Raw genomic sequence first — 16472 nt, 5'->3', positions numbered from 1 at the left:
AATATAAAATTATTTTTAAATCACAACAGAAATTTTTAATTTATTTTTTATCCTGATGTTAAATTTGATTAATATAAAATTAAAATATCCTTTATTTACTAAAGAAATCCATTAAATGAATGTTTAATTAAAAATGGAATTAGTAATCAGATAATGACTCAAAAATTACAATTTGAGCAAAAAATCAAAGTAATCGATTGCATAAAATCAACCAAAAAATCATCTTGCAACGAACTTTGATTATAAAAACAAAAAAATCCTAATTTTAAATTAGGATTTGATATTATAAAAATGGTCAATTTTAATTTTTAATTGCTTCTGTTATTTAATTGTTGCAGCCAGTCTGCGCAGACCTTTTTCCAATTGTCCGTGAGTTCTGCCTTATTACCGATTCCAATATTGTGCTCGCCTTCTGGAAAGATAAACATTGCACCTTTCACATTTTTCTGAATCATCGCCTCGTAATACAAAATACTGTTGATGACGGGAACTGCAGGGTCATTCTGAGCGTGGAAAAGAATCGTTGGTGGTGTCTTCTCCGTTACACGATTCTGCATCGAAAATTCTTTGATTTTTTCCTCAGAAGCATTCTCACCCAGAAGATTGATTCGACTACCTTTATGCGCAAATTCGCCCAAGTCGATGACGGGAGAAATCAAAACAGCAAAATCTGGAATAGCGGAATAATTTTGCCAATCGCCTTTCAATTCGGTGTAATCTGTAGAAATATCACTTGCCATTGCTGCCAAATGTCCGCCAGCCGAAGTTCCCAAAACACCAATTTGGTTGGGTAAAATCCCATATTGGGCTGCATTTTTTCTAATGAATTTTATCGCTGCCTGGATATCCTGCAACGGACCAATTTCTCTTTGCTTCAAATCCGGAGAAGTCGGCAATCGGTAATTGAGCACGAAGGCAGAAATCCCTAAAGTATTGAGCCATTTAGCGTAGGAATAGCCGCCCAAATCGTAGGTCAAATGGTGATAACCACCGCCGGGAATGATAATGACAGCCATCTTGTTCCGTTCCTCTTTCGCAGGTAAAAATGCGACCAATTCGGGTTCCTGGATTTGTGTGATTCTTCCTTCCTTCTCCTCTATCGTTTTTAATTTCAAACCTTTGGAATTGGGCATTTTTCCGTTTTCCCAAAGCGTTATTTTCTGTTGCGCCAAGATTTGACTGATGACGAAAATGGATATAATTAAAAGTATTTTTTTCATTGATGTTAGAATTTAAAACTATTTAATATCCAAAGTTTTCAACCAATCGGCACACAGCTTTTTCCAATTCTCGCTCAGTTCATTTTTATTGGTAATTGCAAACCTGTGACCGCCTTCCGGGAAAATAAACATCGCACCTTTCACTTTACTTTTCGTCATCGCTTTGAAGTACAAAATACTATTCATCGCAGGAACCGCTTTATCATCCTGATTGTGAAAGAGAATCGTTGGCGGCGTTTTTTCCGTCACGCGGTTTTGCATCGAAAATTCTGTGATTTTTTCGGCAGAAGCGTTTTCTCCAAGCAAACTTTTGCGGCTTCCCGCGTGAGCAAATTCACCAAAATCAATGACCGGACAAAAGAGCACTGCAAAATCTGGAATCGTAGAAATGCTCGTCCAATCGCCTTTCAAACCTGTGTAATCTGTCGAAATATTACTAACCGATGTTGCCAAATGTCCACCAGCTGAAGTTCCCACAACGCCTACTTGACTTGGCGAAATTCCCCATTGCGAAGCATTTTTTCTAACATATTTTATCGCTGCCTGAGCATCCTGCAACGGCGCAATTTCTCTTTGAATCAAATCTGGAGAAGTCGGCAATCTGTAATATAAAACAAAGGCAGAAATCCCCAAAGTGTTCATCCATTTTGCTATCTGAAAAGCACCTTCATTGTAGGTCAGTTTTGAATAACCACCGCCAGGAATGATGATAACAGACCTTTGGGAACGCTCCGCTTTCGGTGGCAAGAAGGCAAAAAGTTCGGCTTCCTGAGTTGAAATTTCTGGATTTGAAGTTGGATTCTCAATTTTCAGACCTTTGGAATTTGGCATCGAACCTTTTGGCCAGAACAGGATTTTTTCCTGCGCTGATATTTGATTAATCAAAAATATCAATCCAATGAAAAGTGTCTTTTTCATAAATCTATTCATTAAAAAAGTTACCACTAAAATTAATGATAACCTATAATTAAAACTATTTAATGTACTTTTCCAAGCCTGTTTTCAAAGGCTTCAAAGCTTTCAATGCCAGTTTTGCAACCGTTTCTGCACCGAGTTTTGACAAATGCGTGTCGTCCTCTTTTCCTTTGGGATAATACTCCACTTCGCCTTCTTTGAAATGCAAGTGAAGCAATTTTGATTTTTCCGGACCAGCCGCGATTTCCATTTGTTCTGTTAATAATTGCATATCGACAAAAGGTACTTTCATATCGTCCGCCACCAATCTCACTACCAACGGATAATTGCCGTGCGTGTCCACCAAAACGCCATTCTCTGTAAAATCCCTTCTTACGATGGAAGTCATCAGAATTGGTGTTGCACCTTTTGCTCTGGTTTCGTTGACATATCTTTCCAGATTAGCTCTGTACTGCGTGTATGGATTGGTAAACTTTGTAGAATCTTTCACCTTCTGGTCGTTGTGACCAAATTGGATGACCACGAAGTCACCTTTCTTCAGTTGTTTTTCCACCTTGTCCCATCGGCCTTCTGTGCGGAAACTTTTGGAACTTCTGCCATTCATTGCGTGGTTTTGAAGTTCGATTTCCGTGGTCAGAAATTGAGGAAGAACCTGTCCCCAGCCGTGTTCAGGATTTTTGTCTGGTTTATCTTTGTTTGCCATTGTAGAATCTCCGATGAGGAACAAGGTTGGTTTTTTCTGAGCAAATATCAAAACTGAAAATAGAATTGATAAACTTAAAAGCAATTTTTTCATATTAATTAAGATTACGAGCTTATTCAAAAATTCGATTAATTCTTCACCACAAAAGTCACAAAAGAAAAAGTTAAAAAAATACTTTTCCAAGAGCAAAAAGGAATACTTATCATAACATTACCCTTTTTTGAACTTTTGCAAGGCTTAAAAATCGTCAAAACTTTTGTGACTTTTGTGGTTAAAATAAAAATTAAACAGAATATAATTATTGGACAGGATTCCAGTTACCGAAAATCTTGTCGATGGTATAATTTTTCACTTCTTTTTTGGTTAATTGATGAGACCAGGAAACCCTTTTCGAGACATTTCCGCCTTCACCTCTACTTCCAAACTCCGCGTAGTAAGTGGTTTTCTCTTTTTCCGGAAACATTGTATCGCCTTTCCAAGGATTCCAGCCTTCTGGCAAAATATGATTTCCCATTTCTGTATTAATGAAAACTGTACGGGCAAACGAGCGCCAAGGTCTTCCAAGAAAAACTTTTGTGATGCCCTCTTTTGCAATCAATTGACAATCGAAAAACACAAACCCGAATTTCTTCCCTTGCTGTGTCGAAGCGGCTGTGATGTACGAGTCAGCCAAACTTTTGATGGTACAATTTTTAAAAACAGCCGTCGCCGAACCGAAAATAAAATCCGTAGTTCCCTCGATGAAACAATTCTCAAAATATTGTCGGCTGTGATTTCCTGTTGCATAAACCGTATCTTGACAACCCAAAATCTTTGAATCCTTAATGACAAACTTGTCGCCTTCCACGTGAAGGGAAACCGCCTGACCTTTGTTGCACCAAGTATTCTGAATCGTCAAATTTGAAATTTTAACCTCATCCGCCATCACCAAAAGTGTGTAGGAATTGAAGGTCGTCATTTTTTCGTTCAGAGCGTCAATTTTACCAGAATAATCGTCATTAATAATCACCGTATTCTCAGCGTTCTCGCCTTGCAACGTGACTTTGTGTTTGGAAGACGGAATGACGATTTTCTCTTTATAAGTTCCCGCTTTTATTTTGATTAAAGCTTCGCCCGGACCAAAATCCCTCAATGAATTGATTGCTTTCTGAATAGAAGTGAATTGTCCGCTTCCGTCCGATGCTACATTAATTGTGATGTAAGGCGTAGTTTGAGCAAACAGAATTTGAACAAAAGCCATCATTAATATTGATAAAATCCGCTTCATAATTTTATTCTAAATGTAATTTTTTAAACGCAAAAGTCTTTTTTCATTCTTCATATTTTTAGTGAGCAAAGTAGGAATCAATAAATTGATTGGATGAAGCTTAAATCAAAAATATTTTTCATCAGAGCCTTGTCTCTATCTTTGCTTTCTTAAAATTTGCAGTATTGTAATTAAATCTCTGCGTTTAAAATTGAGTTACCTATTTTAATGTTTTATCTAAAAACTGAACCGTCAAATCCAAAGTCTCAGTAAACCAAGGTTCTGCTGACCAGAAAGAGTGCGGCGTGTCTTTGATTTCGTGAAATTCTGTGGCAATATTAAAGCCCTTCAGTTTCTTCATCATATCATCTCTTCCTGCGTGGAAACGGGCCTGGGAACTGTTGATGAAAATCGTTGGTGGCGTATTTTTATCGACAAATTCCAAAGGTGACGCTTCTGTCCAGTTTTTGAGATTGACATTTCTGTCGCCATCCAACCAATAAGCAGCGTAGGTACTTTCTTCCGCTTCGGGATGGATGAAGGAAACAATACCGTCCACATTCACAATCGCTTTGATTTTATTTTCCTTTTTTACGCCAACCAAAGTTGCGATTTGAGCTCCGGCAGATTCTCCCAAAACTGCAATTTTTTTGGAATCTAATGAATATTTCTTTTTGTTTTTCTTTAAGAATTGTATTGCATTCTCAACATCAATGATTGCTGCAGGATATTTTGCAACATCTGCTAACCTGTAACCTACGGCCATTGCAACGTAGCCTTTGGAAGCCAGTTCCTGAGCCATATATTTTTCGTTTTCCTTACTTCCGGAAATCCATCCGCCGCCGTGAACCATTGCAATTCCTGGATATTTTTTTGACTTATCTAGCGGATAATAGATATTTGCCTTCAAAGAAATACCATTGACGTTCGCATATTCCACATCTTTATCAATTCCGATGTTGGTCGGCGTTGGTCTATCAATCGGTGTGATGAAAGGATATTTTTTCTTAAGTTTCTCGTACGTCGTTTCGTTGGTATAAGGAGTTGCATTCGGACGTGTGGTTTGTCCGAATGCAGATTTAGCTCCAAATAAGAAAAAAATAAGAAAATATAGTTTGTGAAAACCCATATTAAAATTGATTATTTCACAGCACTTTTAGCGACTTCTTTCGCCAGAGTGATCTGTTCTTTTGCAACACTTTTAGGAAGTTTTACGGCTGTCGTTTTGCTTCCTAAAATCTTGATGCTTGGTTTGTTTGCCGATTCCAAAGTCAATCCAGAGATGTCGATATTCTTGCTGTTGTAGATGGTTGCACCAACACCTTCGCTGTACTTCAGTTTTACATTTTTCAAAGTGATTCCATCTGCATCTACGATTGTCAGAGCTTTTTTGGTATCGAATTTAGAATCTTCAATCACGATGTTTTTGAGGTTCATTTCGGATAATCCGCTCAAAGCGATCGCTTCGTAGGAATTGGTAGCAGTGATATTTTTGAAGAACACATTTCTGAAGATCGGTGTTTCATCCGTCACTGGAATTTGTTTCTCGACTCTCTTCTCGTCGTCTGCACTTTGATCTTCCTCAATGATCGGCGAATTACCTTCGTAGAACATATTGAAGCCGATCACCTGCGCCGGAATGTTGATCATATCCACATTGCTGATCCAGATATTTTCCACAACACCGCCTCTACCTCTCGTCGTTTTGAAACGAAGACCGATATCTGTTCCAATAAAAGTACAATCTGAAGCGTGCAGATTTCTTACACCGCCAGACATTTCGCTTCCGATCACGATTCCGCCGTGTGCGTGGTAAACTGTATTATTTTTGATGATAACATTTTCTGTCGGAACGCCTCTGTCACGTCCGTCCTTATCTTTTCCGGATTTGATACAGATCGCGTCGTCTCCAACATCAAACGTATTGTTGTAGATCAAAACATTTTTACAAGATTCCAGGTCCAATCCGTCTCCGTTTTGAGAATACCAAGGATTTCTAACATTCAGATTTCTAAGAATCAAGTTGGTGGACATCAATGGGTGAAGATTCCACGCTGGAGAGTTTTGGAAAGTCGGTCCATCCAATAGCACTTTGTCACAACTTACCAAACTTACCATCACGGGACGAAGGAAATCCTTTACTTTTTCCAGGTCTGCTTTGGTTGTTAATTTCTCTGGGATATTGAAATTTGCTGTACTCGTAAATCCTAATTTTGAACTTTCTGTTGGGAACCAGATCTTTTTATCATCGGACAAAACGCCACCTTTGGACAAAAGGTCTTTCCATTGTCCGTCGGTCATTTTTCCTCTTTTCACATATCGCCACGCATCGCCACTTCCGTCGATCACGCCATTTCCTGTGATGGCAATATTGGTGGCACCTTTTGCTGAGATCGGCGATTGGCAACGGGTTGTATTAAGACCTTCAAAACTGACATCTACCAAAGGATAATCTGCAAAATCTTTACTGAAGATAATCATTGCGCCATCTTCCAAATGCAGGTTAACATTGCTTTGAAGAACAATTGGACCGGTCAGCCAGATTCCTCTAGGAACAATTACTTTTCCACCACCCTTCTGATTGATGCTTGTAATTGCTTTTTTGAATGCTTCTGTATTTTTCACATTGGTTCCGGCAATGGCACCAAAATCTTTGATACTCACGGATGTTGCAGGAAAAGACGTTTCTGCCACAGTTGGCATCTTGAACTCCACATTTTTGTAGATATCCGCCATTTGCGTTTGTGCAAAACTGTTTGTCGAAAATAACGTTGCCAAGCTTAAGGCTAATAATTTAATCGATTTCTTCATTATTATTTAGATTTTAAAATCGGGAACCGAGATCCTGGATTTTATTTTTATTAATTTTATTTTTTAGTGATTCGGAAAAAGTCAAAATCTGCATAACCGCCTCTTGCAACCTTTGCATCGCTCACAGAATATATCCCGACTTTCGCTCCGATCCATTTTCCCGGTTTTGCCTGGAATTTTTCGCCAATATTGTTAAACGTCTTTCCATTTTCGCTGTAGCTGAATGTGCAAATCCCATTTGGTTCGTTCACATTGATCTTCAGGTAAGCTTCGTTAGATTTTAATTTTATTTCATTAATGATCTTCTCTTCGCCACCTTTCTCAGCTTTGGGCGCCTTTCTTAATTGAAGATAGTAACCATCTGGTTTATTGGTGATGACGAGTGAAGCGTGGTCTGTTCCCATTACCAAAAGTCCGGCAACTTTTCCTTCTTTGGCTTCCTCTGGGAATAGTTTCACTTTGGTCGTTGCCACAAAGTCAGGTGCGGGAAATTTCTGCGTCAAAAGATTCGGAACATTCCAAAGATTCTTTTCACCTTCTGGAACTTTCATCGAGAACAATCTCAAATGATCTTTTCCCGCAATCTTTGCAGACCAAACCACATTTTCGTTGGCACTCCATTGCCATTGCAGTCCGATCTTATCATCATTGAATTCATCAGATTCTACAGGCGTTTCTATGGGAAAAGTTTTCCCGACGTTTGGTTTCTTATAAGTCAAAACCGGTTCACCGATCCCATTGTTATCTGTATCGATTCCCATCACAGGCCAGTCTTTTTCCCACTTCATCGGCTGGAGATGGACAAGTCTTCCGCCCGCATCCACGTCCTGAAAATGATAAAACCAATCTTCACCTTTCTGAGTATCAACCCAAGCACCTTGATGTGGACCGTTGATTTTGGATTTTCCTTGTTCCAGAACAATTTTTTCCTCGTAAGGACCGTAAATATTTTTTGACCTTAATATCAATTGCCAACCAGTTGCAACGCCACCAGCCGGAGCAAAGATGTAATAATAGCCATTTCTTTTGTACATTTTGGGACCTTCAACTGTTGGATGTGCATTATGACCATCGAAAACGTGAATGCCTTTGTCCAGAACTTTGGTTCCTTCAGGATTCATTTTGTTTAAGGTCAAAATACTTTTGACGCCTGCTCTACTTCCCGCCCAACCGTGAACAATATATGCATCGCCATTGTCATCCCAAAACGGGCAAGAATCAATCAATCCTTTTCCTTCCATTACCAAAACGGGTTCGTCCCATTTCCCCAATGGATCTTTGGTTTTCACCATATAAATTCCAAAATCCGGGTCGCCCCAATAGATGTAGAATTCACCTTTGTGAAAACGGATACTTGGCGCCCAGACGGCATCACCTCTTCTTGGTACAGAGAAATGTTCCTTAGGCAAAACATCCTGAATCGCATAGTTGACCAGTTTCCAATTGACCATATCTTTTGAATGAAGAATTGGTAAGCCAGGCGCCTCATTGAAGCTGGAAGCGGTCATATAATAATCATCACCAACACGGATTGCGTCTGGATCAGAATAATCTGAATACAAAACTGGATTTTTATAATTTCCATTTCCTAGGTCAGAAACCCAGACTTCTGAGACGTAAGGTTTCGTTTTCTGCGCATCCAATTGATTGATTGACAATGCAAACAATGAAAGGATGATATGTTTTTTGTTGATTCTCAAATCTTAAATTTTAAAATAATTTTTTTTTAACGTAAGGTCAAAACATTAAAAAAGGTAATGCGTCAGTCCGTAGCAATCCAAATCTAGCTGTAGAGATTCCTACGGAATGACAAATACTATGGTTATTTTTTATTTTTCGAATTCCAGACTTGCAAGGATGAATGGTCCTGTTCCTTTTGGATCGTTGGAACGGATCTCTTCGTTGACGTAATATTCGTAAGTTCCGCTTCTGTAAGGTTTTCCACCTAGGCCTGCTACCGCACAACATCTGTTTAGGTTAACAACGCCGTTTTCATCCACAGAGATCAGATTTTTCAGAATCCCGTCGTAGCCTTTTTGAGCAACTGCTTTGTAAGACTTTGGCAAATAACCTTTGTTGACGGCCTTGATCATCGTGTAAACAAACATCGATGAAGCTGAAGCTTCGGTGTAATTTCCTTTTTCGCCGCCTTTGTCCAAAACCTGATACCAAAGTCCGGTTTCCTGATCCTGAACTTTGATGATCGCATCTGTGTAAGACTTGAGGTAACCAATGATTTTAGCTCTTCCCGGATGGTCTATTGGCAAGAAATCCAAAACGTCTACCATTGCCATTCCGTACCAACCCATCGCTCTTCCCCAGAAATTGGGAGAAAGTCCGGTTTCCTTGTTTGCCCAAGCCTGCTCTTTGCTCTCGTCCCAAGCGTGGTAAAGCAATCCGGTTTTCTTATCAAGCAGATTCTTTTGAATCAGATCAAATTGGTTGACAACGTCGTTGTAAGCTTTGTCGGCCTCCGCGCCTTTGCTGAATTCTTTGGTGTAATTTGCATAAAAAGGTTCGCCCATATACAAACCGTCCAGCCACATCTGGTGCGGATAGATCTTCTTGTGCCAGAAACCGCCTTCTTTGGTTCTTGGCATTGTTTCAATCTGGTAACGAAGCGTTTGAAGTGCTTTCAGGTATTTTGGTTTTTTCTCTTTTCCGTAAAGATAAAGAAGGACATTTCCACAATTCAGGTAATCGATGTTGTGTTTGTCGAGTTCGTAGCTTACGATGCTTCCGTCCTCTCTTACCATCGTGTCGCCAAAGTTGCTGATGTACTCATAATATTCTTTGTTTCCTGTTTTGGCGTACAACTGTTCTGCACCTTCCAATACTATGGCTGCCGGATAAGCCCATCTCGGTTCTTTGTTGAAATCCAACATCCAAGCTTTCGGGAAACGGTTCATCTCGGAAAGGAGCATTCTCTCGGACCATTTCAAATTGGTCGGAACTACTTTTCCGGATTGTGACGTTTCTGTTTTGGTATTTGAAGCTGTTGCCGATTTTGTTTGAGCACAAGAAAGGAACAATCCTGAAGCGAATGCTGCGATGGATAATACTTTGAGTGTTTGAAATTTCATATTGCTTTTAATTTTTTTTATTTTTTGAATGAACAAAAATTCTGTAAACGAAACTTTGTTATTATCTGGAACCTGCAGCCCGGCTTGAGTGGAGCTCATTTTTTTGAATTGGCAAAAGCACTGGCAAAAAATAGCGGGAACGGAAGACGGAAAAAGCTGCCCAAATAATTCTTACCATCTTACTTTTCGAATTCCAGACTTGCCAAGATGAACGGTCCGGTTCCCTTTGCATCGTTGGAACGGATCTGCTCGTTGACGTAATATTCGTAGCTGCCGTCGCGGTAAGGTTTTCCACCCAAACCTGCTACAGCACAACATTTGTTGAGATTGACCACGCCATTTTCGTCCACTGTAATTAGATCTTTGATGATGCCGTCATAACCTTTCTTCGCTGCTGCTTTGTAGGATTTTGGCAAATAACCTTTGTTGACCGACTTGATCATCGTGTAGACAAACATTGCGGAAGCCGTTGCCTCTTCATAATTGCCGTTTGCCAATGGCTTGTCCAAGACCTGATACCACAGACCTGATTTTTTGTCCTGATATTTGATCACAGCGTCTGCGAAGGATTTGATGTAGGAAATGATCCTTGCTCTTCCGGGATGATCTTTTGGCAGATAGTCCAAAACGTCAACCATCGCCATTCCGTACCAGCCCATTGCACGACCCCAGAAATTGGGAGAAAGTCCGGTCTGTTTGTCTGCCCAAGCCTGCTCTTTGCTCTCGTCCCAAGCGTGGTAAAGTAATCCTGTTTTTTTGTCCAAAAGATTTTTCTGAACCGAATCAAACTGCATCACAATATCATCATAGGCTTTTGTAGCATCAGCTCCTTTCGTGAAATCTTTGGTATAGTGCGTGTAGAAAGGCATTCCCATATACAGTCCATCCAACCAAACTTGATTGGGATATATTTTTTTGTGCCAGAAAGAGCCTTCATTGGTTCTGGGTTGTCCGTCAATTTGAAGGCGAAGCGTTTGTAGGGCTTTCAGGTATTTTTCTTTGTTCTCTTTTTCGTAAAGATAAAGCAATACGTTTCCGCTATTCAAAAGGTCGATGTTGTACTTTTCCAGTTCGTAGGAAACGATGGTTCCATCTTCTTTGACTAATTTGTCGCCGAAGCTGCTGATGTAATCGTAGTATTCTTTTTTGCCGGTATTTGCGTAGACTTGCTCGGCTGCATCTAAAACGATGGCTGCGGGATAGGTCCATTTTGGGCTTTTGCTGAAGTCGAGCATCCAGGATTCTGGGAAGCGGTTCATCTCGGAAAGAAGCATTCTTTCGGACCATTTCAGATTTATGGGAACTACTTTTCCGGATTTTGAAGTTTCAGTTTTCGATTTTGGAGCTTCTATTGTTTTTGTCTGCGCAGAAGCCAGGAACATCCCTGAACTTAGAATTGCGAAAGTGTATATTTTTAATTTACTATTCATAAAACTCATTGTTTTGAAATTTTATAATTGATTATTTTGGTCTAATGTTTCTAACTTTTTGTCCAGATCCTGGTAGAATTCGGTTTCTGTTTTGATGCCATTCGGTTCTTGCGACCAAGCGCCTAGAAAGTAATAGGACACATTTTTGTTTTTCTTGAAAACCACGACGTGCGTTGATTTTGTCTGAACATATTTATCAAAACTTTCTATCGGATAGAAAACTGCCATTCCGAGATTGTCCTCTTTTTTGGCTAAAGTCTGCTGGCCGTAAGTAGCAATGTAAGCCCATTTTTTGTTTTTACTAATGACCTGCTTGAACGGAATATCTTTGATGGCAACGATCCCGGTACACAAACCTGAAATCGCGTTGTTCAGAGACAAATCGACTTTTACAAAACGGTCTTTGTTGAATATCGTCAGTTTTGATTTCAAATCTACGGCATCTCCCCAAGTTTTCCATCCTGTGTAATCGATTGCAGCATAAGATCTATCTTTCTCATTAATAACTTTTACCGACGTATTTTTTACCGTTTTGAATGTCTCAACAAAATCATTTTGCTCATCATATCTCCCGTAGGAACCAACACCAATAGTTCGACCAGACTTTAAAATATCCTGTCCCCAAGGTGCATCGTGGTGGTAAGATTCAAAACCGTCTTGCCCCACTTCTGGTAAAACCAAAGTATTGACTTTTTTACCGAAAATATCTGTGGCATTTCTCCAATCCAAATATAATCTGTAACCAACCTGGTTGTTTTCCAGACCGATTCCTTCGTATCTAATGTAAGAGGAATGGTCCGTGTGCTCCGCTGGAATATTGAGTTCTGAAATATTTTTAAATGTTCCGCCAACGTATTTGTTACCTTCCCATTTCCCGCCTTCCTTAACTGATAATTCGGCGTAGGAGAAAGGTTTGCTTCCTTCTTTTTTGATCTTCTGGATCACATCGGTTTGGGCAGAACAGTTGATGAAGCTGATCAGAATTCCGGAGTAGATGGATTTGAGGATGATATTTTTCATTTTTACTTTTTTTAATTTGAACACAAAATGCACAAATTTTCTCTTTAATTTCTTTACTTTTTAAGGTTCACAAAGGCAATTCGATTCCGCTTAGTGTGACATTGCAAATACTACTTTTTAATTTTGAAATTCCAGTTATCTGTTCCAGACAGGATGTTTTTTATGGAATATTCCTCAGCTTCTTTTTTTGATAATTGATGAGACCAGTAAACTCTTTCTTTTACATTTGACCCTATTCCTTTGGAGTTAAATTCACCATAAAATGTGGTCTTCTCAGCATCTGGTTTGTTCCAATTGTGCCAGCCTTCGGGTTTGATGACTTCACTGATCTCTGTATTGATGAAGACCGTTTTCGCAAATGGTCGCCAAGGTCTTCCGAGATAAACAGATTGGGATTTTGCATCGCCTGTGATTTTACAATCTATAAAAACGAAACCATACTTTTTACCTTCCGGCGTTGAAGCTGCCGTGAGATATGTTGCAGATTCTTTTGCGTAGATCTCACACTTTTCGAAAACAGCCGTTGCCGCTCCGAAGATAAAATCCGTTGTTCCCTCGATGTAGCAGTTTTTGAAATAACTTCTGACTTCTCTCGTTTTGTTGGGATCGTCTTGCTGGCCTTTCAAATACAATGTGTCTTGAAATCCAAGAAATCGGCAGTTCTCAAAAATCGAGCGGTCGCCAGTAATCAAAACAGCAACAGCTTGTCCAACTTTGCCAGCATCATTTTGGAACGTGATATTCTTCGCTGAGAAGTCATTAGAAAAAATAAAGATCGTGGATGAACCAGTTGTTCCCATTTCTTTACCTTCAACATTTTTCTTGGACGCAAAATCATCATAGATGATAATGGTCTCTTTGAGGTTTTCACCTTCAAAAGTGATTGGACCTTTGGTTGCTGGAATTGTTATCTTTTCTCTGTACGTTCCTTTCTTAATAAAGATCTTAGTAAAAGTTTGAAGTTCGTTTCCTGTTGCATCAATCGCTTCCTGAACTGTTTTGAAATCTCCAGAACCATCTTTTGAAACCGTATATATTTTTTCAGAATCATTGATTTTAACGCTGAAAGAATTGATACTGGTCAAAGCAAGGATAAAGGAAAAAAACAATAGAATTTTTTTGATGTTGGGTTGCTTCATTTTTACTTATCTTTTTTAAATATACAAGTTTCCACCCCATTTGGAGTGAAAACCTGTATGAATTTAACAATTAAATAATGTGATCTGAAAACTACAGATTGACATTAAATTATGTATGGTTATTTTTTGATAATTTTTTTGGTAATTGTTCCTTTATCTGTTGTAATCGTCACGATATAATTACCAGTATTCAAACTTCTCAAATCAATTGCGTTTTCTTTTGCATCATTTATATGCTTAACCATGTTCCCTGCAAAAGTGTAAACTTTTACATTAAGGATCTTCTGTCCGGCTGTATTGATATTTAAATAATCAGAAACCGGATTTGGATATAATGTTACTTGGGCTTTGTTGATATCACTGGTCGCCATCGTTGCATAAGCTGTTTTGATGTAGAACAAATTGGTGGTGTCACCCTTTGTAATACTATGAGCTCCTGCTGCAACGTTTGGAATGGTTACCACGCCATTGACCGCTGTGTAATTGGTTCCGTCAAACTTCACGGCTTTCGCAAAATCAGCATCGAATACCAATGTCAAAGTGGAAACTTGAGACGTTGTATAATTGATACTTGTAGCGGACTCCATTTTGAAACGCTTGGTCAATGTCAATCCATCATAAGAGGTAGAACCATCTGTTGAGTTCATATTTCCTGTGATCGTGTAGAACGTACTCACTTTTCCAGAAGTTGTGAAGTTGTGGATTTCACCACCAGTTGCTGGAGGAGGTGTGTTACCTACCGTCACGGCTCCACTGATAGAAGCTGCAGATCCTGAGCCTCCGGTTGTAGTAATTGTATAAGAAGTTGAAGCAGTCGGTGTTCCAGAAATAGTCACTGTTTTAGCAGCTGCATCTTTCGCAACAGTCAGTCCGTTGGCAGGTACACCTGTTACTGCAACATCTGTAGCATCTCCACCCCAAGTGAAAACGATAGAAGCAATTGCAGTTCCAGATGCTACTGTCTGATCTTTGTTACCAGAAGTATTGACCAAAGTTTGGCTGCTGCTTTCTGCCTGGATGAAAACCATATTGGTTGTGTAGTTTGTCAGCTGAGATTTAAGTCCTGTAATCACAGCGTAAGATTTATCATCTATTGCGTTATCAAAAACCCATTTGAAATCTCCACCTTGTACTCTACCAGAATAAAGTTTTACTCTATCTCTTGCAACAGTAGGATCTTCTACTACCAGATTTTTGATATAAAGAGAAGCATCTGTATCAAAGTTGTTGTACACTTTAGCACCTACTTTAGATTTTACTGTAGCTGGAACAGTTTCTCCACGGGTTGCTGCCAGGTAAGCATCAAAATCTGTCAAAGAGCTGATCTTTCCTTCGATGTTAAATAATGGATCCGGATCAGCATAAGCTACGAAACGCATAGAATTCGTTGCAATATCTAAATCCATTTTATTATTGAAAGCTTTGATCATTCCTCCATCTTCTCCTGAAAAAGTTCCTTGGTTACCCGGATCATTCATCTGTTTTGTTGGATTCCAAACATCTGTTCCTTGAAGAGAGATCATCATTGGATTTTTTGCATTACGGAAGTAGTTTCCTTCCAAGAAAAGAGAAGAACCCTCTGTAGAGCCGGAACCATATTTTGCAATTCCGTCAAAATAGTTGTTGTAAATGTGAGCTGAATAGAATCTTACTCTCGGATGTCTTGAATCTGAATGGTCGAACCAGTTGTGGTGATAAGAAATATAAAGACCAGTCGTTGTATTTTCACTAAGACCTAATAAACTTGCTTTCCCATTGTCCCAGAAGTGGTTGTAAGAAAAAGTGTTGTAAGAACTTCCTTTATTGTCGAGAGCACCGTCTCCTTTGATTTGATCTGCATCACTACCTGCATTTCCGTAGAAAAGGTCGTTGTTGTGAACCCACACGTAAGAGTTGTTTTGCTGTAAACCGATATCATCTCCTTCGCCGCTGTCGCAGTTCATGAAACCAATATTACTGATCTCTACATTGGTTCCATTTTTCACGCGAATTCCCCAACCGTTTGCAGTTGCATCGTCTCCGATACCTTCTACAGTGATGTAGCTGTTTGCATTGTTGTCATTTTCGATTACAAAATCGCCGCCTTCCATCGTTGTTGCATCTGTAATGTTACCAACTAAACGGAAAATGTATGGTCTTGTGTCATAACCTTTTTTAATTCCGGAAAGAATATTTTGGAATCCAACGTACGGTGTAGTACCGCCATTTGCTTTAGTAACGACATTGAAAGGAACAGAATCTTTAGATTTTTGAGTAATGTAAAGGATAATGGCATTATCTTTTGGCGTTCCATCCGCTTTGTAACCACCGGGCACTCTTCCATTATGGAAAGCAAAACCTGTTCTGTCTTGCGGAAGAACTGTCAATGTACTGGTTGTAGAACCTGTACCTTCAATTCCTAAAACCACTGGCTTTACAGAGATGGTGTAAGAACCAGCCTTCAATCCAGGGATGTCTGCACGGAAATACGTTCCGTAGCTACGAATCAAATAATCGTCAATCTTTTTATCTACAACACCTTCACCGGAGTAATAAACGTTGTATCGCCCAGCATTTGCCACTGGTTGCCATTTTACAAAGGCAGTTTCTATCCAACCTTTTGATTCGTTGAATGTAACAGTTTGTCCTAATACCTGCGTGAATGCAAGAAGTAGGAACACATAAAGTAATTTAATTTTATTCATCTAGAATTTATTTTAATTGAGTTAATTGTGTTAGTTGTAAGGTCTAATAAATGTGAAATTATTGTAATTAGTGTTTTTCTTCTACGAACCTATTTTCATTAACTAATTTTAAATAATACTGCGAAATATTTTTTTGAATAAAGCCGACAAGGGCTTTAGAATCAGCTCTACCAGGGCATAAAACCCTGATAGAGTGAATCCTTCAAAAAAAATTAAAAATA

12 protein-coding genes are annotated in these 16472 nt (G+C 39.2%); all 12 read right to left on the bottom strand.

Features of this window, described 5'->3' with window-relative positions:
* Nucleotides 1-308 precede the first annotated feature (308 nt).
* Complete coding sequence (locus PQ459_09095; protein ID WDF48620.1) at nt 309-1220, bottom strand: alpha/beta hydrolase; 912 nt, start codon at nt 1218-1220, stop codon at nt 309-311.
* 18 nt (nt 1221-1238) lie between these two features.
* Complete coding sequence (locus PQ459_09090) at nt 1239-2138, bottom strand: alpha/beta hydrolase (GenBank protein WDF48619.1); 900 nt, start codon at nt 2136-2138, stop codon at nt 1239-1241.
* Nucleotides 2139-2193: 55 nt separating this feature from the next.
* Nucleotides 2194-2931 carry a rhamnogalacturonan acetylesterase gene (locus PQ459_09085; protein WDF48618.1) on the bottom strand — a complete coding sequence of 246 codons (738 nt, stop codon included), beginning with the start codon at nt 2929-2931 and terminating at the stop codon, nt 2194-2196.
* A 205-nt stretch (nt 2932-3136) separates the two neighbouring features.
* Nucleotides 3137-4105, bottom strand: coding sequence for a pectinesterase family protein (locus PQ459_09080; protein ID WDF48617.1), 969 nt, complete (start codon nt 4103-4105; stop codon nt 3137-3139).
* Nucleotides 4106-4304: 199 nt separating this feature from the next.
* Nucleotides 4305-5213: an alpha/beta hydrolase gene (locus PQ459_09075; GenBank protein ID WDF48616.1), complete on the bottom strand. Its 909-nt coding sequence runs from the start codon at nt 5211-5213 to the stop codon at nt 4305-4307.
* 11 nt (nt 5214-5224) lie between these two features.
* Nucleotides 5225-6895: a glycoside hydrolase family 28 protein gene (locus PQ459_09070; GenBank protein WDF48615.1), complete on the bottom strand. Its 1671-nt coding sequence runs from the start codon at nt 6893-6895 to the stop codon at nt 5225-5227.
* A gap of 56 nt (nt 6896-6951) precedes the next feature.
* Nucleotides 6952-8589, bottom strand: coding sequence for a glycoside hydrolase 43 family protein (locus PQ459_09065; protein WDF48707.1), 1638 nt, complete (start codon nt 8587-8589; stop codon nt 6952-6954).
* 135 nt (nt 8590-8724) lie between these two features.
* Entirely contained in the window at nt 8725-9978 is a 1254-nt protein-coding gene (locus PQ459_09060) for a glycoside hydrolase family 88 protein (protein WDF48614.1), read from the bottom strand.
* A gap of 179 nt (nt 9979-10157) precedes the next feature.
* On the bottom strand, nt 10158-11408 hold the full coding sequence (locus tag PQ459_09055; GenBank protein ID WDF48613.1) for a glycoside hydrolase family 88 protein: 1251 nt from the start codon (nt 11406-11408) through the stop codon (nt 10158-10160).
* Between the two features lie 21 nt (nt 11409-11429).
* A complete protein-coding gene (locus tag PQ459_09050) occupies nt 11430-12428 on the bottom strand; it encodes a DUF4861 family protein (protein WDF48612.1) in 999 nt (332 codons plus the stop codon).
* Nucleotides 12429-12538: 110 nt separating this feature from the next.
* A complete protein-coding gene (locus PQ459_09045; GenBank protein WDF48611.1) occupies nt 12539-13567 on the bottom strand; it encodes a pectinesterase family protein in 1029 nt (342 codons plus the stop codon).
* Between the two features lie 119 nt (nt 13568-13686).
* Nucleotides 13687-16251 carry a T9SS type A sorting domain-containing protein gene (locus PQ459_09040; GenBank protein ID WDF48610.1) on the bottom strand — a complete coding sequence of 855 codons (2565 nt, stop codon included), beginning with the start codon at nt 16249-16251 and terminating at the stop codon, nt 13687-13689.
* Nucleotides 16252-16472 lie beyond the last annotated feature (221 nt).

Source organism: Chryseobacterium sp. KACC 21268, assembly GCA_028736075.1.
Classification (GTDB): domain Bacteria; phylum Bacteroidota; class Bacteroidia; order Flavobacteriales; family Weeksellaceae; genus Epilithonimonas.
This window is presented reverse-complemented; position numbering and strand designations above follow the sequence as displayed.

Excerpts from the sequence above, each read along its gene's own strand:
- PQ459_09095 (WDF48620.1), bottom strand. The coding sequence starts at position 1,220 with ATGAAAAAAATACTTTTAATTATATCCATTTTCGTCATCAGTCAAATC.
- PQ459_09090 (WDF48619.1), bottom strand. The coding sequence starts at position 2,138 with ATGAAAAAGACACTTTTCATTGGATTGATATTTTTGATTAATCAAATA.
- PQ459_09085 (WDF48618.1), bottom strand. The coding sequence starts at position 2,931 with ATGAAAAAATTGCTTTTAAGTTTATCAATTCTATTTTCAGTTTTGATA.
- PQ459_09080 (WDF48617.1), bottom strand. The coding sequence starts at position 4,105 with ATGAAGCGGATTTTATCAATATTAATGATGGCTTTTGTTCAAATTCTG.
- PQ459_09075 (WDF48616.1), bottom strand. The coding sequence starts at position 5,213 with ATGGGTTTTCACAAACTATATTTTCTTATTTTTTTCTTATTTGGAGCT.
- PQ459_09070 (WDF48615.1), bottom strand. The coding sequence starts at position 6,895 with ATGAAGAAATCGATTAAATTATTAGCCTTAAGCTTGGCAACGTTATTT.
- PQ459_09060 (WDF48614.1), bottom strand. The coding sequence starts at position 9,978 with ATGAAATTTCAAACACTCAAAGTATTATCCATCGCAGCATTCGCTTCA.
- PQ459_09055 (WDF48613.1), bottom strand. The coding sequence starts at position 11,408 with ATGAATAGTAAATTAAAAATATACACTTTCGCAATTCTAAGTTCAGGG.
- PQ459_09050 (WDF48612.1), bottom strand. The coding sequence starts at position 12,428 with ATGAAAAATATCATCCTCAAATCCATCTACTCCGGAATTCTGATCAGC.
- PQ459_09045 (WDF48611.1), bottom strand. The coding sequence starts at position 13,567 with ATGAAGCAACCCAACATCAAAAAAATTCTATTGTTTTTTTCCTTTATC.
- PQ459_09040 (WDF48610.1), bottom strand. The coding sequence starts at position 16,251 with ATGAATAAAATTAAATTACTTTATGTGTTCCTACTTCTTGCATTCACG.